At 71.0% G+C, this 18,047-nt stretch carries 18 protein-coding genes; 9 read left to right on the top strand and 9 right to left on the bottom strand.

Annotated features, from left to right (window positions below; all coding sequences use genetic code 11):
• The 4 genes from nhaA to HET64_RS39215 form a co-directional block, all read left to right on the top strand.
• Nucleotides 1-1,381, top strand: a 1,381-nt coding sequence (gene nhaA / locus HET64_RS23410) for a Na+/H+ antiporter NhaA (RefSeq protein WP_251145734.1), incomplete at its 5' end; no start/stop codon positions are given.
• Nucleotides 1,382-1,421: 40 nt separating this feature from the next.
• On the top strand, nucleotides 1,422-1,964 hold the full coding sequence (locus HET64_RS23405) for a phage holin family protein (RefSeq protein ID WP_215108592.1): 543 nt from the start codon (nucleotides 1,422-1,424) through the stop codon (nucleotides 1,962-1,964).
• On the top strand, nucleotides 1,961-2,983 hold the full coding sequence (locus HET64_RS23400; RefSeq protein WP_215108591.1) for an alpha/beta fold hydrolase: 1,023 nt from the start codon (nucleotides 1,961-1,963) through the stop codon (nucleotides 2,981-2,983). Before HET64_RS23405 ends, HET64_RS23400 begins: the two co-directional genes overlap by 4 nt.
• Before the next feature lie 115 nt (nucleotides 2,984-3,098).
• Nucleotides 3,099-3,302 (top strand): hypothetical protein, encoded by a 204-nt coding sequence (locus tag HET64_RS39215; RefSeq protein ID WP_075025224.1) that lies wholly within the window; start codon nucleotides 3,099-3,101, stop codon nucleotides 3,300-3,302.
• Nucleotides 3,303-3,383: 81 nt separating this feature from the next.
• Here the strand turns inward: HET64_RS39215 and HET64_RS23395 are convergent, their stop codons facing one another.
• From HET64_RS23395 to nth, 3 genes are all read right to left on the bottom strand, one after another.
• Complete coding sequence (locus HET64_RS23395) at nucleotides 3,384-4,589, bottom strand: MarP family serine protease (protein ID WP_215108589.1); 1,206 nt, start codon at nucleotides 4,587-4,589, stop codon at nucleotides 3,384-3,386.
• A 91-nt stretch (nucleotides 4,590-4,680) separates the two neighbouring features.
• Entirely contained in the window at nucleotides 4,681-5,439 is a 759-nt protein-coding gene (locus tag HET64_RS23390; RefSeq protein WP_215108587.1) for a CoA pyrophosphatase, read from the bottom strand.
• Nucleotides 5,440-5,543: 104 nt separating this feature from the next.
• On the bottom strand, nucleotides 5,544-6,449 hold the full coding sequence (gene nth / locus HET64_RS23385) for an endonuclease III (protein WP_308370335.1): 906 nt from the start codon (nucleotides 6,447-6,449) through the stop codon (nucleotides 5,544-5,546).
• 370 nt (nucleotides 6,450-6,819) lie between these two features.
• Here nth and HET64_RS23380 point away from each other — a divergent pair, with 370 nt between their 5' ends.
• Nucleotides 6,820-7,494, top strand: a complete 675-nt coding sequence (locus HET64_RS23380; RefSeq protein ID WP_003967450.1) for a Crp/Fnr family transcriptional regulator — start codon at nucleotides 6,820-6,822, stop codon at nucleotides 7,492-7,494.
• A gap of 101 nt (nucleotides 7,495-7,595) precedes the next feature.
• On the opposite strand, the gene HET64_RS23375 is transcribed toward HET64_RS23380, so the two are convergent.
• The 4 genes from HET64_RS23375 to HET64_RS23360 form a co-directional block, all read right to left on the bottom strand.
• Complete coding sequence (locus tag HET64_RS23375) at nucleotides 7,596-8,432, bottom strand: MBL fold metallo-hydrolase (protein ID WP_215108585.1); 837 nt, start codon at nucleotides 8,430-8,432, stop codon at nucleotides 7,596-7,598.
• Nucleotides 8,429-9,322, bottom strand: a complete 894-nt coding sequence (locus HET64_RS23370) for an NUDIX hydrolase (RefSeq protein WP_215108583.1) — start codon at nucleotides 9,320-9,322, stop codon at nucleotides 8,429-8,431. The genes HET64_RS23375 and HET64_RS23370 overlap by 4 nt, the downstream gene beginning before the upstream one ends.
• A gap of 196 nt (nucleotides 9,323-9,518) precedes the next feature.
• Nucleotides 9,519-9,989, bottom strand: coding sequence for a RidA family protein (locus HET64_RS23365; protein WP_215108581.1), 471 nt, complete (start codon nucleotides 9,987-9,989; stop codon nucleotides 9,519-9,521).
• Nucleotides 9,989-10,147, bottom strand: a complete 159-nt coding sequence (locus HET64_RS23360; protein WP_003967454.1) for a DUF4177 domain-containing protein — start codon at nucleotides 10,145-10,147, stop codon at nucleotides 9,989-9,991. Before HET64_RS23360 ends, HET64_RS23365 begins: the two co-directional genes overlap by 1 nt.
• Before the next feature lie 72 nt (nucleotides 10,148-10,219).
• Between HET64_RS23360 and HET64_RS23355 the strand changes: the two genes are divergently transcribed.
• A complete protein-coding gene (locus HET64_RS23355; protein ID WP_215108579.1) occupies nucleotides 10,220-11,194 on the top strand; it encodes an ArsA-related P-loop ATPase in 975 nt (324 codons plus the stop codon).
• Nucleotides 11,191-12,654 carry an ArsA-related P-loop ATPase gene (locus HET64_RS23350; protein WP_215108577.1) on the top strand — a complete coding sequence of 488 codons (1,464 nt, stop codon included), beginning with the start codon at nucleotides 11,191-11,193 and terminating at the stop codon, nucleotides 12,652-12,654. The genes HET64_RS23355 and HET64_RS23350 overlap by 4 nt, the downstream gene beginning before the upstream one ends.
• Nucleotides 12,655-12,705: 51 nt before the next feature.
• Here HET64_RS23350 and HET64_RS23345 read toward each other — a convergent pair whose 3' ends face one another.
• Nucleotides 12,706-13,056 carry a WhiB family transcriptional regulator gene (locus tag HET64_RS23345; RefSeq protein WP_003967458.1) on the bottom strand — a complete coding sequence of 117 codons (351 nt, stop codon included), beginning with the start codon at nucleotides 13,054-13,056 and terminating at the stop codon, nucleotides 12,706-12,708.
• 739 nt (nucleotides 13,057-13,795) lie between these two features.
• On the opposite strand from HET64_RS23345, the gene HET64_RS23340 reads away from it, so the two are divergent.
• On the top strand, nucleotides 13,796-16,042 hold the full coding sequence (locus HET64_RS23340) for a transglycosylase domain-containing protein (protein ID WP_215108575.1): 2,247 nt from the start codon (nucleotides 13,796-13,798) through the stop codon (nucleotides 16,040-16,042).
• Between the two features lie 126 nt (nucleotides 16,043-16,168).
• On the opposite strand, the gene HET64_RS23335 is transcribed toward HET64_RS23340, so the two are convergent.
• A complete protein-coding gene (locus HET64_RS23335; protein WP_164618549.1) occupies nucleotides 16,169-16,633 on the bottom strand; it encodes a GatB/YqeY domain-containing protein in 465 nt (154 codons plus the stop codon).
• 99 nt (nucleotides 16,634-16,732) lie between these two features.
• Here HET64_RS23335 and HET64_RS23330 point away from each other — a divergent pair, with 99 nt between their 5' ends.
• Entirely contained in the window at nucleotides 16,733-17,671 is a 939-nt protein-coding gene (locus HET64_RS23330) for a metallophosphoesterase (RefSeq protein WP_215108573.1), read from the top strand.
• The last annotated feature ends 376 nt before the right edge of the window (nucleotides 17,672-18,047 follow it).

Raw genomic sequence — 18,047 nt, 5'->3', positions numbered from 1 at the left:
GCCCCGGCGCCCGCTGCTCGGCAGGCTCTCGCTCCCCGAGCGGAACTACGTGGCGGAGGCCCTCCGTACCGAGACGGTCGGCGGTGTGCTGCTGCTGGTGGCGGCGGTGGCCGCGCTCGTCTGGGCGAACACCTTCGGCGGCTCGTACGAAGCGGTCAGCGACTTCCACTTCGGCGTCGGCAGCCTCGGACTGGACCTCTCCGTGGCGCACTGGGCGGCGGACGGACTGCTCGCCGTCTTCTTCTTCGTCGCCGGCGTCGAGCTCAAGCGCGAACTGGTCGCGGGCGAACTCCGCGATCCCAAGGCCGCGGCCCTCCCCGTGGTGGCCGCCCTGTGCGGCATGGCGGTGCCCGCCCTCGTCTACGCGCTCACCACGTACCTCGGCGACGGTTCCATGAAGGGATGGGCGGTCCCCACCGCCACCGACATCGCCTTCGCGCTCGCCGTCCTCGCCGTCATCGGCACCTCGCTGCCGTCCGCGCTGCGGGCCTTCCTGCTCACCCTGGCCGTCGTCGACGACCTCTTCGCGATCCTGATCATCGCGGTGTTCTTCACCTCGGACCTGAACTTCCTGGCGCTGGGCGGGGCCGTCCTCGGCCTGGTCGTCTTCCACTTCCTCCTCCGCTTCGACGTCCGCGGCTGGTACGTCTACGTTCCGCTCGCCCTGGTCATCTGGGGCCTGATGTACAACAGCGGCATCCACGCCACCATCGCCGGTGTCGCGATGGGCCTGATGCTGCGCTGCACCCGTCGCGAGGGCGAGAAGCACTCCCCCGGCGAGCACATCGAACACCTGGTCCGCCCGCTGTCCGCCGGGGTCGCCGTCCCGCTGTTCGCCCTGTTCTCGGCCGGGGTCGCGCTGAACGGCGAGGCGCTGGCCGGCGTCTTCACCCGGCCCGAAACGCTCGGCGTCGTCCTCGGCCTCGTCGTCGGCAAGACCGTCGGCATCTTCGGCGGCACCTACCTCGCCGCGCGCTTCACCAGGGCGGAGCTGAACAAGGACCTGGCCTGGGCCGACGTCTTCGCGGTCGCCTCACTCGCCGGCATCGGGTTCACCGTCTCCCTGCTCATCGGCGAGCTCGCCTTCGAGGGCGATCCGGAGATGGTCAACGAGATCAAGGCCGCCGTCCTGCTCGGCTCGCTGATCGCTGCCCTGCTCGCCTGTGTGCTCCTCAAGGTCCGGGTACGCAAGTACCGGGCACTGATCGCGGCCGAGGAGCTGGACGAGGACGAATCCGGGGTACCCGACGTCTACGAGCAGGATGATCCGGAATATCACCTGCGGATGGCCGCCATCCACGAGCGGAAGGCGGCAGAACACCGCCGTCTCGCCGAAGAACGGGCGGGGGCAGCGCGCAACAAGCCGAACAGTCCGGCATGATCTGACATCGGATGTGTCGAAGACGGAGAGGGAGTCAGGGATGAGCGACCCCGGCAACTACGCGGGCAGTGCGGACCGCAGCATCGGGCAGCTGGTCGCCTCGGCGACGGCCGAGATGTCCGCGCTGGTGCACGACGAGATCGCCCTGGCCAAGGCGGAGGTCCGGCAGGACGTCAAGCGCGGGGCGATCGGCAGCGCGGCGTTCATCGCCGCGGGCGTGCTGCTGCTGTTCACGATGCCGATGCTGAGCTTCGCGGCCGCGTACGGGATCCACAACCTGGGCCTGGGCCTGGCGTGGTCCTTCCTGATCGTGGCGGGCGCCTTCATCCTCCTGGCCGCCCTGATCGGATTCATCGGTCTGCGGAAGTTCAAGAAGATCAAGCCGCCGGAGAAGTCCATCGCCTCCGCCAAGCAGACCGCCGCCGTGCTGCAGAAGGCCAAGCCGCACCCGCGCCCGTCGATCGCGGCCGACGCGATCATCGAACGTTCCGGCAGCTCCCTGGCGAAGAAGAGCATCGAAAGCGGCTCCGGCGCGGACTCCGGTAAGGGCAAGGCCGACGCTGTGGCACGCTCATCCACATGACGGTTCCCGATTCCAGCGCATTCGGCCCGACGGGTCCGGTGGCCCCGGAGGGTTCGGCAGCCCCGGCCGAACCGGCCATGAGCCCCGCGGGCCGGGCCGCCGCCGGGGGCCCGGTGCGCCTCGACGGCCCCTGGACCCACCGCGACGTGGCGGCCAACGGTGCGCGGTTCCACATCGCTGAGATGGGCGAGGGGCCGCTGGTGCTCCTGCTGCACGGCTTCCCGCAGTTCTGGTGGACCTGGCGCCACCAGCTGACCGCGCTCGCCGACGCGGGGTTCCGGGCGGTCGCGATGGACCTGCGCGGGGTGGGCGGCAGCGACCGCACACCGCGCGGTTACGACCCCGCCAACCTGGCCCTCGACGTCACCGGGGTGATCCGCTCCCTCGGTGAGCCCGACGCGGCCCTGGTCGGCCACGACCTCGGCGGCTACCTCGCCTGGACGGCCGCCGTGATGCGGCCCAAGCTGGTCCGCCGGCTCGCCGTCTCCTCCATGCCGCACCCGCGCCGCTGGCGCTCGTCGATGCTGTCCGACTTCGCGCAGTCGCGGGCCGGTTCGTACGTCTGGGGCTTCCAGCGCCCGTGGCTGCCGGAGCGTCAGCTCCTCGCGGACGACGCGGCGCTGGTCGGGAGCCTCATCCAGGACTGGGCGGGCCCCCGCACCCCGGAGTTCCCCGACGAGGAGACCCTGGACGTCTACCGGCGGGCCATGAGCATCCCCTCCACCGCCCACTGCTCGATCGAGCCGTACCGCTGGATGGTGCGGTCGATGGCGCGTCCGGACGGGATCCAGTTCAACCGGCGGATGAAGCGTCCGGTCCGGGTACCCACGCTGCACCTGCACGGGTCGCTCGATCCGGCGGTCCGCACCCGTAGTTCGGCCGGGTCCGGCCAGTACGTCGAGGCGCCCTACCGGTGGCGACTTTTCGACGGTGTCGGGCACTTTCCGCACGAGGAGGATCCGATCGGCTTCTCCACCGAACTCATCAACTGGCTCAAGGACCCCGAGCCCGACCGGTAGCCCCCCGCCCGTCACGGGCACGCGTGTCCGACGAACAGCCACTTGCCTGCCGCATAGGCCAATTGGCTGACTCGCGCACGATTACCGACCTTGGGACACGGGCAGACGTCGGGGTATGGGCTGGACGCACGACTTCACTGACGAAGCACGCAACCGCCGCTCCACCGCGTCAGCCGGTGTGAGCACTCATGAGGGGGGCGGCCCCCGGGGCCGGGTGCACGAAGTGCATGACCTTCACCGTTCCCGTCTCGGGATTCCGCGCATCCTCCGCCGCCGGGCCCGCTGGGTCTCGGCCCGGCTCCGACACCCCCGTAACTGACGATCCGCCGGCTGCGCCCCGGGTCCTGTCGTCAGACTGCCGTTGTCGCCCGGAGGGCGGGCGGCAGTTGGACGACAGGGCCTAAAGGGCGCAGCCCTGGCTGTCGACCTGCTGGTTGGCCTCGCGGCCGATCTCGATGTCCTCGCGGATCTCGTCGGCCGTCAGCGCGTAGCCGGTGTCCGGGTCGTCGAGCGACTTGGCGAACACCACTCCGTACACCTTTCCGTCCGGAGTGAGCAGCGGGCCGCCCGAGTTGCCCTGGCGCACCGTCGCGTAGAGCGAGTACACATCGCGACGCACCGTGCCCCGGTGGTAGATGTCCGGGCCGTCGGCGTCGATGCGGGCGCGGACGCGGGCCGAGCGCACGTCGTACGCGCCGTTCTCGGGGAAGCCCGCGACGATCGCGCTGTCGCCGGTCTCCGCGTCGTCGTCCGGGCCGGTGAACTGCAGTGGCCTGGCCCGGAGATCGGGGACGTCCAGGACCGCGATGTCGCGCTGCCAGTCGTAGAGGACGACCTTCGCGTCGTACAGCCGGCCTTCGCCGCCGATCTGCACGGTGGGCTCCTCCACGCCGCCGACCACATGGGCGTTGGTCATCACCCGGCGCTCGGAGAAGACGAAGCCGGTGCCTTCGAGGACCTTGCCGCAGCTCGGGGCCGTGCCCACGACCTTGACGATCGACTTCTTGGCGCGGGCGGCCACCGGGCTGCCCACGAGGGCCGGGTCCGGGGCCTTGACCTCGGTGATCGGTTCGTTGGCGAACGGGCTGAAGACCTGCGGGAAGCCGTTCTGCGCCAGGACGGAGGAGAAGTCCTGGAACCAGCTGGGCGCCTGCTCCGGCATCACCCGGTCGACCCCGAGCAGCACCGAGGAGCTGCGGACCTCCTTGCCGAGGGTCGGCAGTGAGGTGCCCGCCAGCAGCAGACCGATCATCCAGGCCACCAGCAGCATGGCCACCACATTGACCAGGGCGCCGCCGGTGGCGTCCAGGGCGCGCGCGGGCGACCACGTGATGTACCGGCGGAGTCTGTTGCCCAGATGGGTGGTGAAGGCCTGGCCGACCGAGGCGCAGACGATCACGATGACGACCGCGCCGATGGCGACGGCGGTGGAGACCTCGGCGTCCTCGGTCAACCGGTCCCAGATGACCGGCAGCAGGTAGACGGCGACGAGACCGCCCCCGAGGAAGCCGATCACCGACAGGATGCCGACGACGAAACCCTGGCGATAGCCGATGACCGCGAACCACACGGCAGCCAGCAGCAGCAGGATGTCCAGCACGTTCACCGTCTGTAGCCTCGCAGTTTCGTCACCTGGCCCGTCGGTGGTGACGGGGTCCGGGCCGGGCCCGGAACAGCGCAGCAGGACAGCCAGCGTGTCATGCGCGCCAGTCGAGCGGCACCTGTCTGGCCCTGTCCCAGGGGCGTTCCCATCCCGCGTAGTGCACGATCCGGTCGATCACTCCGGCGGTGAAGCCCCAGACCAGGGCCGATTCGACCAGAAATGCCGGGCCGCTGTGCCCGCTCGGGTGGATGGCCGTGGCCCGGTTCGCGGGGTCCGTGAGATCCGCCACGGGGACCGTGAAGACCCGAGCCGTCTCGGCCGGATCGACCACCCCGACCGGGCTGGGCGCGCGCCACCAGCCGAGCACGGGCGTCACGACGAAGCTGCTGACCGGGATGTAGAGGCGGGGCAGCACGCCGAAGAGCTGTACGCCCCGGGGGTCGAGCCCGGTCTCCTCCTCGGCCTCCCGCAGCGCCGCCCGCAGGGGCCCGGTGGTGGCCTGGTCGCCGTCCTCGGGGTCCAGCGCGCCGCCGGGGAAGGACGGCTGCCCCGCGTGGGAGCGCAGGGTCCCGGAACGCTCCATCAGCAGCAACTCGGGTCCGCGCTCCCCCTCGCCGAACAGGACCAGGACGGCGGACTGCCGGCCCGCCCCGCTCTCGGGCGGCAGGAAGCGGCTGAGCTGCTGCGGCCGGACGCTGCGCGCGGCGGCGGCGACAGGGTCGAGCCACGCGGGCAGGCCGTCCGTGGTGACGGCGACGGCCGGGTCGGAAGCACGGCCGTCGCCGAGGTGACCCGGCCCCTCGGCGAGGTCGTTCCCGGCGTGCGTCGCGCCGTGTGTGTGCGTGTGCGTCATGGGCACCCCCGTCGATTCACAACGCCTGTCATCGGCCATTTCGTTCCGAGCCGTTCCGTCCTGAGTGGTGAAGGTGCGGGGGCCGTGCGCGGGGGGCGTCGCCCTCACCCCGCCCCGAGCGCGGGCGCGGGCTTTCCCGGGTAGTCGGCGGGCGGGCTGAGCCGCTGGCCCGGATAGCCGCCCATCTCGTACTTGAGGAGCTTCCCGGCCTTCTCCGGATCGGTCTCGCCCTCTCCGTACGAAGGGCAGAGCGGGGCGATGGGGCAGGCACCGCAGGCGGGCTTGCGGGCGTGGCAGATCCGGCGGCCGTGGAACACCACCCGGTGCGAGAGCATCGTCCACTCGCTCTTGGGGAAGATCCCGGCGACGACCGCCTCGACCTTCACCGGGTCCTCCTCGTCGGTCCACTTCCAGCGCCGCACCAGACGCCCGAAGTGTGTGTCGACGGTGATGCCGGGGACGCCGAAGGCGTTGCCCAGGACCACGTTGGCGGTCTTGCGGCCGACGCCGGGCAGCTTCACCAGGTCCTCCAGCCGCCCCGGGACCTCGCCGCCGAACTCGTCCCGGAGGGCGGCCGAGAGGCCGAGCAGCGACTTGGTCTTGGCCCGGAAGAACCCGGTCGGCCGGATGATCTCCTCCATCTCCTCCGGCACGGCCGCCGCCATGTCCTCGGGGGTGGGGTAGGCGGCGAAGAGCGCGGGGGTGGTCTGGTTGACCCTCAGGTCCGTGGTCTGGGCGGAGAGAACCGTGGCCACGAGGAGCTCGAAGGGGTTACGGAAGTCCAGCTCGGGGTGGGCGTACGGATAGACCTCGGCGAGCTCGCGGTTGATCCGGCGCGCCCGGCGGACCATCGCGAGGTGCGACTCCGCCTTCGGCGCCTTGACCGCCTTGGCCGTGGCCGCCGTTCGCGCCGTGGTGGTGGCCGCTGCGGCCGTGGCAGCCGTGCCGGTTTTGCCAGGTTTGCCGGACTTACCGGACTTACCGGGCGTTGACGATGACGACGATGACACTGCGGACCTCCTGGCCGACTTCCGGAGCGGCTTCCCCGGCTCTCGGGGGGAGCCGTGCGCCTCTCCGAGGGAGCCATTCGCGGCATTCTCCGGGCGCGGCCGGGGCTGTTCGCCCACAGCGGAATCGTCGCCCTTCAGGACCCCGTCAGCCCCCTTGGCCTGCGCTCTCCCCGGCGTTCTGGACACCCGGCCAGCCTAGAGCCAGGCACCGACAACCACCGCTGTCACGGCATATCCACCCCCGATCGGCCCCCTGCCGTAGGGACCGGCACTCCCGTGCGTCAAACTGGTTTGTGATTGATCGCACTGTTTTACCGTCCGGCATGATGGGGACCACGGTTCCCTGAACAGGCCGACAAGGAGAGAACTCGTGGACGACGTTCTGCGGCGCGCCCCGCTTTTCGCGGCGCTCGATGATGAGCAGGCCGCGGAGCTCCGCGCCTCGATGAGTGAGGTGACCCTCGCGCGCGGAGACGCGCTGTTCCACGAGGGCGACCAGGGTGACCGCCTGTACGTGGTCACCGAGGGCAAGGTGAAGCTCCACCGCACCTCGCCCGACGGGCGCGAGAACATGCTGGCCGTGCTCGGCCCCGGCGAGCTGATCGGGGAGCTGTCGCTCTTCGACCCCGGCCCGCGTACGGCGACCGCCTCCGCGCTGACGGAGGTCAAGCTCCTCGGCCTCGGCCACGGCGACCTGCAGCCCTGGCTGAACGCCCGGCCCGAGGTGGCCACCGCGCTGCTGCGCGCGGTCGCCCGCCGGCTGCGCAAGACCAACGACCAGATGTCCGACCTGGTCTTCTCCGACGTGCCGGGCCGTGTCGCCCGCGCCCTCCTGGACCTGTCGCGCCGCTTCGGCGTCCAGTCCGAGGAGGGCATCCACGTCGTGCACGACCTCACCCAGGAGGAGCTGGCCCAGCTGGTCGGCGCCTCCCGCGAGACGGTCAACAAGGCGCTCGCGGACTTCGCGGGCCGCGGCTGGCTGCGCCTGGAGGCCCGTGCGGTCATCCTGCTGGACGTGGAGCGGCTGGCGAAGCGTTCGCGCTGACCCCGATCCCGTACGCGAAGGGCCCCGCCGACCGGGTCATGTACCGGAGTACGCACTCCGGTACGTCCGTCGGCGGGGCCCTTCGCCGCGCGGGGGCCGGATCAGCTCTGGATCAGCCCGTGCTCGGTCAGGTACTCCAGCTGCGCCCGCACCGACAGCTCGGCGGCCGGCCACAGGGAGCGGTCCACGTCGGCGTACACCGTCGCCACCACCTCCGACGGCGTACGGTGCCCGGCCTCCACCGCCGTCTCCACCTGGGCGAGCCGGTGAGCGCGGTGGGCCAGGTAGAACTCCACCGCCCCCTGCGCGTCCTCCAGCACCGGGCCGTGGCCCGGCAGCACCGTGTGGACGCCGTCGTCGACCGTCAGCGACCGCAGCCGCCTGAGCGAGTCCAGGTAGTCGCCCAGCCGCCCGTCCGGGTGCGCGACCATCGTCGTGCCGCGGCCGAGGATCGTGTCGCCCGTCAGCACCGCCCGGTCGGCGGGCAGATGGAACGAGAGCGAGTCCGCGGTGTGCCCGGGCGTCGGTACGACCCGCAGCTCCAGGCCGCCGGTGGTGATCACGTCGCCCGCCGCGAGGCCCTCGTCGCCCAGCCGCAGCGCGGCGTCCAGGGCCCGCACCTTCGTCCCCGTCAGCTCCGCGAACCGGCCCGCGCCCTCCGCGTGGTCGGGGTGGCCATGGGTGAGCAGCGTGAGGCCCACGCGCCGCCCGGACCGCTCCACCGCCTCGATCACGGCCCGCAGGTGTACGTCGTCGAGCGGCCCGGGATCGATGACGACCGCGAGCCGGGAGCCGGGCTCGGCCACGATCCAGGTGTTCGTCCCGTCGAGCGTCATCGCGGACGGGTTGGGCGCGAGGATGTTGACCGTGCGGGTGGTCGCGGGGCCGGAGGCCACGGTTCCGCGCGGCTGTCCTGGCAGAGCGGCCGCATCGCTCATGCGGCACCGCCTCCTGCGCCCGCCGCGGGTACGTGCTTGGTGAACTCATCGTGCCCCGGCCAGCTCAGCACCAGTTCGCCGCCCTCCAGACGGGCCTGCGCGAGGACCGGGGTCATGTCCTGCCCGTCGGCCGCCCCGAGCGCCTCGGCGGCCGTCCTGTACGGCGCGAGGGCCCGCAGCGTGGTCACGGTGGGCGGCATCATCAGCAGCTCGCCCCGGTCGTAGCGGCGGGCCGCGTCGGCGGGGGCGATCCACACCGTGCGGTCGGCCTCGGTGGAGACGTCCCGGGTGCGCTGCCCCTCGGGGAGCGCGGCGACGAAGAACCAGGTGTCGTACCGGCGCGGTTCGAACTCCGGCGTGATCCAGCGCGCCCAGGCGCCCAGCAGGTCCGAGCGCAGCACCAGGCCGCGCCGGTCCAGGAACTCCGCGAAGGACAGCTCCCGGGCGACCAGCGCCTCCCGGTCGGCCTCCCAGTCGTCCCCGGTCGTGTCGCCGACCACGGCCCGGGCGGTCGGCCCGGCGAGGAGGACGCCCGCCTCCTCGAACATCTCGCGCACCGCCGCGCAGACGACGGCCTGCGCCTCGGTGACCGTCGCCACGCCGAGCCGCGCGGCCCAGTGCTCCAGCGGGGGCCCGGCCCACCCGATCAGCCGGTCGTCGTCGCGCGGATCGACCCCGCCACCCGGATAGGCGTACGCGCCCCCGGCGAAGGCCATGGAGGTCCGGCGGCGAAGCATGTGCACGACAGGCCCGCCCGCCTCGGGTCCGCCCGGATCGCGGAGCAGCATCACGGTGGCGGCCCGCCGGGGTGTCACGGCCGTCAGCTCACCGGCGGCGAGGGCCCGGATCCGATCGGGCCATTCCGGGGGGTACCACTGACCTTGGGACATGGCCGGAGGCTATCCGGAACCGCGCCGATGTTCGAGGGCTCCCTGACCGTCGCGGTGACCCGGCACGCCCCGTACGCCCGGCATACCCCGTACACGCCCGACCTGCCCCGTACACGTACGGCCTGCCCCGTACACACACGATCCCGCCCGGTCGCGGGGACCGGACGGGATCGAAAGGCAGCGCGAGAAGGGATTCTCAGGCGTCGGCGAGCTCCACCTGGACCTCGACCTCGACCGGTGCGTCCAACGGCAGCACGGCGACGCCCACGGCGCTGCGGGCGTGCACGCCCTTGTCCCCGAGGACCGCGCCCAGCAGCTCGCTGGCGCCGTTGATCACGGCGGGCTGGCCGGTGAAGTCGGAGGCCGAGGCGACGAAGCCCACGACCTTCACGACGCGCTCGATCCGGTCCAGGTCGCCGGCGACCGACTTCACGGCGGCGAGCGCGTTGAGCGCGCAGGTCTTCGCGAGCTCCTTCGCCTCGTCCGGCGTGACCTCGGCGCCGACCTTGCCGGTGACGGCGAGCTTGCCGTCCACCATCGGCAGCTGGCCCGAGGTGTACACGTACACCCCGGACCTTACGGCCGGCTGGTACGAGGCCAGCGGCGGCACGACGGCGGGCAGGGTCAGGCCGAGCTCGGCGAGCCGCGCCTCGACGGCGCCCGCCACTAGGCCTTCTCCCGCTTCAGGTAGGCCACGAGCTGCTCGGGGTTGTTCGGGCCGGGAACGACCTGGACCAGCTCCCAGCCGTCCTCGCCCCAGGTGTCCAGAATCTGCTTGGTCGCGTGCACGAGAAGCGGCACGGTCGCGTATTCCCACTTGGTCATGGGCCCGACTGTAACGCCTGGCACGCACGGTCCCGTGCGTAGCCCGGGGCCGGACTGGTTAGGCTCGAATACGTGAGCAGGTTCCAGGTCGTCAGCGGCAAGGGCGGCACCGGTAAGACCACGGTCGCCGCCGCCCTCGCGCTCGCCCTCGCGACCGAGGGCAGGCGCACCCTCCTCGTCGAGGTCGAGGGCAGGCAGGGCATCGCCCAGCTCTTCGGTTCCGACGCGCTCCCCTACGAGGAGCGCAAGATCGCCGTCGCGCCGGGCGGCGGCGAGGTGTACGCGCTGGCGATCGACGCCGAACGCGCGCTCCTCGACTACCTCCAGATGTTCTACAAGCTCGGCAGCGCCGGCCGGGCGCTGAAGAAGCTCGGCGCGATCGACTTCGCCACCACCATCGCGCCCGGCGTCCGGGACGTCCTGCTGACCGGCAAGGCGTGCGAAGCCGTACGCCGCAAGGACAAGCAGGGCCGGTTCGTCTACGACCACGTGATCATGGACGCCCCGCCGACCGGCCGGATCACCCGCTTCCTGAACGTCAACGACGAGGTCGCCGGGCTGGCCCGGATCGGCCCCATACACAACCAGGCCCAGGCCGTGATGCGGGTCCTGAAGTCCCCGCAGACCGCGGTCCATCTCGTGACCCTCCTGGAGGAGATGCCGGTCCAGGAGACCGCGGACGGCATCGCCGAGCTGCGCGCCGCCGAACTGCCCGTGGGCAGCGTCTTCGTGAACATGGTCCGCCCGCATCTGCTCGACGAGGACGCCCTGCGCACCGCCGCGGGCGGCCGTCGCAAGGAGATCGCCAAAGCGCTGACCCGGGCCGGAGTGACCGGTTCCGCCGCCCTGGTGCGGCCCTTGGTCGAGCAGGCGGCCGAGCACGCCGAGCGGGTCGGCCTGGAGCGGGAGCAGCGCGCGGTGCTGGCCGGCCTCGGCCTGCCGACGGCGGAGCTCCCGCTGATCGGCGACGGGGTGGACCTCGCCGCGCTGCACGACCTGGCCACGGAGCTCCGCAAGCAGGGCGCGGGGGAAGAGGGAGACGCATGACGGCGGACACAGTCGGTGGGGACCCGTCCGCGGCGGGGCTGGACACGGACGCGCTGCTGGACGACCCGGGCATCCGGATCGTCGTGTGCTGCGGCTCCGGCGGGGTCGGCAAGACCACGACCGCCGCCGCCCTGGGCGTACGGGCCGCCGAGCGCGGCCGGAAGGTCGTCGTCCTCACCATCGACCCGGCCCGCCGGCTCGCCCAGTCCATGGGCATCGACCGGCTGGACAACGTGCCGAGGCGGGTCGACGGCATCGACGGCCAGGGCGAACTGCACGCCATGATGCTGGACATGAAGCGGACCTTCGACGAGACCGTCGAGGCCCACGCGGACGCCGAACGGGCCAGGGCGATCCTGGAGAACCCCTTCTACCAGTCCCTGTCGGCCGGGTTCGCCGGTACGCAGGAGTACATGGCGATGGAGAAGCTCGGGCAGTTGCGGGCGCGCGACGAGTGGGACCTGATCATCGTCGACACCCCTCCCTCGCGCTCCGCGCTGGACTTCCTGGACGCGCCGAAGCGGCTCGGGTCGTTCCTCGACGGGAAGTTCATCCGGTTGCTGATGGCGCCCGCGAAGGTGGGCGGCCGGGCCGGGATGAAGTTCCTCAACGTCGGCATGTCGATGATGAGCGGAACGCTGGGCAAGCTGCTCGGGGGTCAGTTCCTGCGGGACGTCCAGACGTTCGTCGCCGCGATGGACACCATGTTCGGCGGCTTCCGCAGCCGCGCGGACGCCACGTACCAGCTGCTCCAGGCACCCGGCACGGCCTTTCTCGTGGTGGCGACGCCGGAGCAGGACGCGCTGCGCGAGGCCGCCTACTTCGTGGAGCGGCTGGCCGCCGAGAAGATGCCGCTGGCCGGTCTGGTCCTCAACCGCGTGCACGGCAGCGAGGCTTCGCGGCTCTCCGCCGAGCAGGCACTGGCCGCCGCAGAAAATCTTGACGACAGCCGCATTGTGGATCAGAGGGCCGGGAAAGCTGGCTTTGGTGACCGGGAAGCCCCCGACCCGGCGGTCACCGCTTCCGGACCGACCGAGCCGCCCCTCTCCCCCAGGGCCGGGCAGGCGTCCGGCCCCGAGCCCGCAGCCGAGCACCAGGACACGACGGAGAACGACCCGCCCCACGAGAGCATCGCGACATCCGCGACCACCCAGGACGAGGCGACCACCCAGGACGACCCGACGAGCCCCGCGGACGCGGCCGGCTCTGCCGGTGCGACCGCCGACGAGGCCGTGGGCGTCGAGGAACTGACGGCGGGTCTGCTGCGTCTGCACGCCGAGCGCATGCAGGTCGTCGCCCGCGAGCACCGCACCCGCGACCGCTTCACCGCGCTGCACCCGGAGGTGCCGGTGACGGCCGTGGCAGCGCTGCCCGGCGACGTACACGACCTGAACGGCCTCCGGGCCATCGGCGACCGCCTGGCCGACGGCGCCGCTCCGACCCCTGCCGGAGCGGCGTAGAAACCACCCACCGGACCTGATGACACACGGGCCGGTCAGCGGTCCCGACGCCTACCCGACGGCCGCGTACGTCTCGTGCAGCTCCTCGTCCTCCAGCCCGATGACTCCGGGCAGGACACCGGTGGACCGCTCGTATTCGCTGCGCGCGGTCTCCAGCAGTCGGCGCCACGACGTGACGGTGGGCCGACGCCGCAGCAGTGCGCGGCGCTCCCGCTCCGTCATTCCACCCCACACGCCGAATTCGACGCGATTGTCGAGCGCATCGGCCAGGCACTCGGTCCGCACCGGACATCCGGTGCACACCGCCTTGGCCCTGTTCTGCGCTGCCCCTTGTACGAACAGTTCATCCGGATCGGTAGTGCGGCAGGCTGCCTGCGCACTCCAGTCGGTTACCCAGCCCATGCCGGCGCCGTCCTCTCCCGAATCGAGGCTCCCCCACGGCGGTAGCGGCATATTCACCGCTGCCAGTTGAGGACGTTACGGAAGGGGGGGACAGCACAACACCCCCTTCGGGCCCAATCTTGAATGGTCCGAACGGACTATGCGTATGCGGCAGATCACCCAGGGGAGTGAGCCGAGGACATGCGCGACTATCTCCGCGAAAAGGGGACAGTGCACTCAAGTTGCAAGGGACTTCTCGCGACATACAGGGCGATTTCGGGAGCGCCTCGATGGCTACGTGAAGAACAATGCGGTTGCTCATCCGCCAGGTGAAGAATGACCAGAAGATGCGCATGGGATTGCAGGGGGCTTGATACGGAACCAGTCTGCTGTGACAGTTGAGAGCAGCTTAGGCCAAGGCCTCTCCGTCTGTCCGGCGAATGAGAACGTAGGCGCTCGGCGTCCGCGCGCCCGTGTCACGACGCCCGGCTCGCTCTCGCCGGAAGCCCGCGGCAGGCCTCGTAGGACAGGCGTGCCCGGCCCATTCGGACGCCACGGCCGGCCCGCTCGGATGTCACGGCAGACCGTCCGGATGTCACGGCAGATCCATGCGGACGTGACGGCCGACCCGTCCGAACCTCGCGGTTGCCCCGTCCGAACGTCGCGGTTGACCGTCCGGATGTCACGGTCCGGTACCCGAACGCTCCGAGAGGCCCCTGCTCCTGCGACACGTTCATCACGACGGATTAGGCTGCCCCCTATGCCAAAGAAGCGCTCGGGCGGGGGTCTCACCACGACCCAGCAGGCCGCCAAGTTCCTCGGTGTCGCCGCGCTCTCCGGAGCTGTCCTGGCAGGCATCGCGCTGCCCGCAGCCGGAGCGCTGGGGCTCGCCGCCAAGGGGACGGTCGAAGGATTCGACGAGATCCCCTCCAACCTCAAGACTCCACCGCTCAGTCAGCGGACCACGATCCAGGACCGCGACGGCGGCACCATCGCCACGGTGTACTCCCGCGACCGCACGGTCGTCCCGCTCAAGGACATCTCGCCGCACATGCAGGCAGCGATCATCGCGATCGAGGACTCCCGCTTCTACGAGCACGGCGCGGTCGACCTCAAGGGCATCCTCCGCGCGATGAACCGCAACGTGCAGGCGGGCGGGGCGGCGCAGGGCGCCTCGACCCTCACCCAGCAGTACGTGAAGAACGTCTTCGTCGAGGAGGCGGGCGACGACCCGGAGAAGGTCGCCGAGGCCACGCAGCAGACGCTCGGCCGCAAGGTCCGCGAGCTGAAGTACGCGATCCAGGTCGAGGAGGAGCTCGGCAAGAAGAAGATCCTGGAGAACTACCTCAACATCACGTTCTTCGGACAGCAGGCGTACGGCGTCGAGGCCGCCTCCCAGCGCTACTTCTCCAAGCACGCCAAGGACCTCAAGGTGGAGGAGGCCGCGCTGCTCGCCGGCATCGTCCAGTCGCCGAGCCGCTACGACCCGGTCAACGACACGGAAGAGGCGACCAAGCGCCGCAACACCGTGCTGGCACGGATGGCCGCGGTCAAGAGCATCTCGCAGGCCGAGGCCGACAAGGCCATGGATACGCCCATCAAGCTGAAGGTCTCCCGGCCGAAGAACGGCTGCATCACCGCCGTCAGCGGCTCCGGCTTCTTCTGCGACTACGTCCGCAAGACGATCCTCACCGACCCCGCCTTCGGCAAGACCGACGAGGACCGGGCCAAGCTCTGGAACCTCGGCGGTCTGACCATCCGGACCACGCTGGACCCGCGCGCGCAGGAGGCGGCCAACGAGGCCGCCACCGCGAAGGTCAACAAGGACGACAAGTTCGCGGCGTCCGTGGTGCAGGTCCAGCCGGGCAGCGGCAAGATCCTCTCCATGGGCCAGTCCCGCCCGTACGGCCTGGACCAGAAGCAGAACGAGACCGTGCTGAACCTCGCCGTCAGCAACAAGATGGGCGGCAGCACGTACGGCTTCCAGGTCGGCTCGACCTTCAAGCCGTTCACCGCCGCCGCGGCGCTGGAGAAGGGCATCAGCCCGGCGACGTCGTTCTCGACGGACTGGAAGATGACGCTCAAGGAGCGGGACTTCCGGAACTGCAGCGGCTCCCCGGCCGGTTACGCGGACTGGGCCCTGCAGAACGAGCTGGAGTCCGAAAAGGGCACCTGGGACATGACGAGCGCGCTCGGCAAGTCCATCAACACCTACTTCGCGCTGCTGGAGCAGAAGGCCGGCCTCTGCGAGACCGTGGAGATGGCCAAGAAGGTCGGCTACGAGCGCGGCGACGGCAAGAAGGTCGGCGAGTACCCCTCGATCACCCTCGGCGGCGAGGTGAGCACCCCGCTCTCGATGGCCGGCGCCTACGCCGCGTTCGCCAACCGGGGCACCTACTGCACGCCGATCGCCATCGAGTCCATCAAGGACCCGCAGGGCAAGAAGATCTCCGTGCCGAAGACGTCCTGCTCGCGGGCGATGAGCGAGAAGACCGCGGACACGATCAACCAGATGCTCAAGGGCGTCGTGGAGGACGGCACCGGTACGCAGGCCGGACTCAACGACCGGGACAACGCGGGCAAGACCGGTACGACCAACGACCGCAAGGACGCCTGGTTCGTCGGGTACACGCCGAACCTCTCCACCGCGGTGTGGGTCGGTGACGACGTCGGCGAGAAGAGCTCGATGTTCGGTGTCACCATCGGCGGCCAGTACTACGACAAGGTCTGCGGCGGCTGCCTGCCCGGTCCGATCTGGCGCATCGCGATGACCGGAGCCCTGGACGCGGCGGAGACCCCCGGGTTCAACCCGGTCGCCGTCCCCCGGGGCAAGGAGAAGAAGGACAAGGACGAGGAGAAGGGCGACCGGGACCGCGGCCGCGACGAGGAGGACCGCGACGACGCCAAGCCCGGCGACGACGGCAACCGGTTCCCCGGCATCGAACTCCCGGACGGCGTGATCGGCGGAACGGGCGGTGGCGGCGGGCGAGGCCAGAACGGCCCCTGACCCGTATCCGTACCCCTGCCGCCCGCACCCGGACAGCAGACGGAGAAAAGGGTGGGCGCCCCGGTTCTGGACCGGGGCGCCCACCCTTTTCTCCGTCTGCTCCGTCTGCTCCGTCTGCTCCGTGCCTCAGCCGGCGAGGAGCTTCTTCACCGCGGCGGCGACCCGGCCGCCCTCGGCGAGCCCGGCTACCTTCGGATTGACGATCTTCATGACGGCGCCCATCGCCCGCGGCCCCTCGGCCCCGGCGGCCTTCGCCTCCTCGACGGCGGACGTCACGATCGCGTTCAGCTCGTCGTCGGAGAGCTGCTTGGGCAGGTAGCCGTCGAGCAGCTCGCCCTCCGCCTTCTCCCGCTCGGCCTGCTCGGTCCGGCCGCCCTGGGCGAAGGCCTCGGCCGCCTCACGGCGCTTCTTCGCCTCCTTGGCGATCACCTTCTGCACCTCGTCGTCGGAGAGCTCGCGCGCCGACTTGCCGCTGACCTCTTCCTTGGTGATCGCGGTGAGGGTGAGCCGAAGGGTGGACGAGGTCAGCTCGTCACGCGCCTTCATGGCCGTGTGGAGGTCTTCCTTGAGCTTGGACTTGAGCGTGGTCATGCCGCGATTGTGACAGGTACGGGGCCGGGGCCGCCCACGGGTTTTCCGGCCGCCCCACCGGCTTTCCGCTCATGGTTCCGCTTCTGCGACGATGGGCACATGCGCGCACGCTACGGAGTACCCCTGAAAGTCACGGCAGTCGGCGCGGCGCTCGGCGCCGCCGGACTCGCCTACGCCGCCGGGTTCGAGGCCCGCTCGTTCCGCCTGCGACGGGTCACCGTTCCCGTGCTCCCGCACGGGGCGCGCCCGTTGCGCGTGCTCCAGGTCTCCGACATCCACATGGTGAGCGGTCAAGGCAAGAAGCGCGCCTGGCTCCAGTCGCTCGCCGGCCTGCGCCCCGACTTCGTCGTGAACACCGGTGACAACCTCTCCGACCCGGAGGCCGTGCCCGAGGTGCTCGACGCGCTCGGCCCGCTGATGGAGTTCCCGGGGGTGTACGTCTTCGGCTCCAACGACTACTACGGCCCCAAGCTCCGCAACCCCGCGCGCTACCTCCTGGAGAAGGCCCGCGGCAAGCACGGCCTCAACGGCAACGCCCCCGCGGTCGGCGTCGTCCACAACCCGTGGGAACCGATGCGCGACGCCTTCGACGAGGCGGGCTGGCTGAACCTGTCGAACACGCGGGGCCGGCTCAAGCTGGACGGCCTGGAGCTGGGGTTCACCGGTCTGGACGACCCGCACATCAAGCGGGACCGTTACGCCCAGGTCCAGGGCGGCCCCACGAGCGGCGCCGACCTCTCCATCGGCGTCGTCCACGCCCCGTACCTGCGCTCCCTGGACGCCTTCACGGCCGACGGCTACCCCCTGATCCTGGCGGGCCACACGCACGGCGGACAGCTGTGCATCCCGTTCTACGGGGCCCTGGTCACCAACTGCGACCTGGACACCGACCGGGTCAAGGGCCTGTCCAGCCACACGGTCGGCGACCGGCGCGCCTACCTCCACGTCTCCGCGGGCTGCGGCACCAACCGCTACACCCCGGTCCGCTTCGCCTGCCCGCCCGAGGTCACCCTGCTGACGCTGACGCCGAAGGCCTGAGCGGGAGCGGGGCGCGCGAGGCGGCACGGGGCCGATAGCGCGCACCGGACCGGGACGCCTCACCTTCACGCACGGCGGGACGCGACGGACCGGGCGCCTCACCTTCACGCACGGCAGATCGCGCCGGACCCGGAACGCCTCACCTTCACGCACTGCGGGACGCGACGGACCGGGCGCCACACCTTCACGTACGGCAGATCGCGCCGGACCCGGAACGCCTCACCTTCACGTACGGCGGGCGGACGAATCGCGGGGGCCCGGCACGTCATCGTGTTGACGGAGCACACGGCACGCGACGGTTCCGACGGCGGTCACATCGTCTTCGAGGGGACCTTCGAGCGGCTGCGCGAGGCCGACACGCTCACCGGCCGGTCGT

The sequence above is a fragment of the Streptomyces sp. McG3 genome, assembly GCF_018619185.1.
GTDB lineage: Bacteria > Actinomycetota > Actinomycetes > Streptomycetales > Streptomycetaceae > Streptomyces.
The sequence above is the reverse complement of the archived record's forward strand: the minus strand, read 5'-3'. Positions and strand labels throughout refer to the sequence as shown.

Coding starts and splice junctions, on each gene's coding strand:
- HET64_RS23350 (WP_215108577.1), top strand. CDS start 11,191: ATGACGGCGGACACAGTCGGTGGGGACCCGTCCGCGGCGGGGCTGGAC.
- HET64_RS23340 (WP_215108575.1), top strand. CDS start 13,796: ATGCCAAAGAAGCGCTCGGGCGGGGGTCTCACCACGACCCAGCAGGCC.
- HET64_RS23345 (WP_003967458.1), bottom strand. CDS start 13,056: ATGGGCTGGGTAACCGACTGGAGTGCGCAGGCAGCCTGCCGCACTACC.
- HET64_RS23370 (WP_215108583.1), bottom strand. CDS start 9,322: ATGTCCCAAGGTCAGTGGTACCCCCCGGAATGGCCCGATCGGATCCGG.
- HET64_RS23335 (WP_164618549.1), bottom strand. CDS start 16,633: ATGACCACGCTCAAGTCCAAGCTCAAGGAAGACCTCCACACGGCCATG.
- HET64_RS39215 (WP_075025224.1), top strand. CDS start 3,099: ATGGGCTGGACGCACGACTTCACTGACGAAGCACGCAACCGCCGCTCC.
- HET64_RS23390 (WP_215108587.1), bottom strand. CDS start 5,439: ATGACGCACACGCACACACACGGCGCGACGCACGCCGGGAACGACCTC.
- HET64_RS23405 (WP_215108592.1), top strand. CDS start 1,422: ATGAGCGACCCCGGCAACTACGCGGGCAGTGCGGACCGCAGCATCGGG.
- HET64_RS23400 (WP_215108591.1), top strand. CDS start 1,961: ATGACGGTTCCCGATTCCAGCGCATTCGGCCCGACGGGTCCGGTGGCC.
- HET64_RS23375 (WP_215108585.1), bottom strand. CDS start 8,432: ATGAGCGATGCGGCCGCTCTGCCAGGACAGCCGCGCGGAACCGTGGCC.
- HET64_RS23330 (WP_215108573.1), top strand. CDS start 16,733: ATGCGCGCACGCTACGGAGTACCCCTGAAAGTCACGGCAGTCGGCGCG.
- HET64_RS23360 (WP_003967454.1), bottom strand. CDS start 10,147: ATGACCAAGTGGGAATACGCGACCGTGCCGCTTCTCGTGCACGCGACC.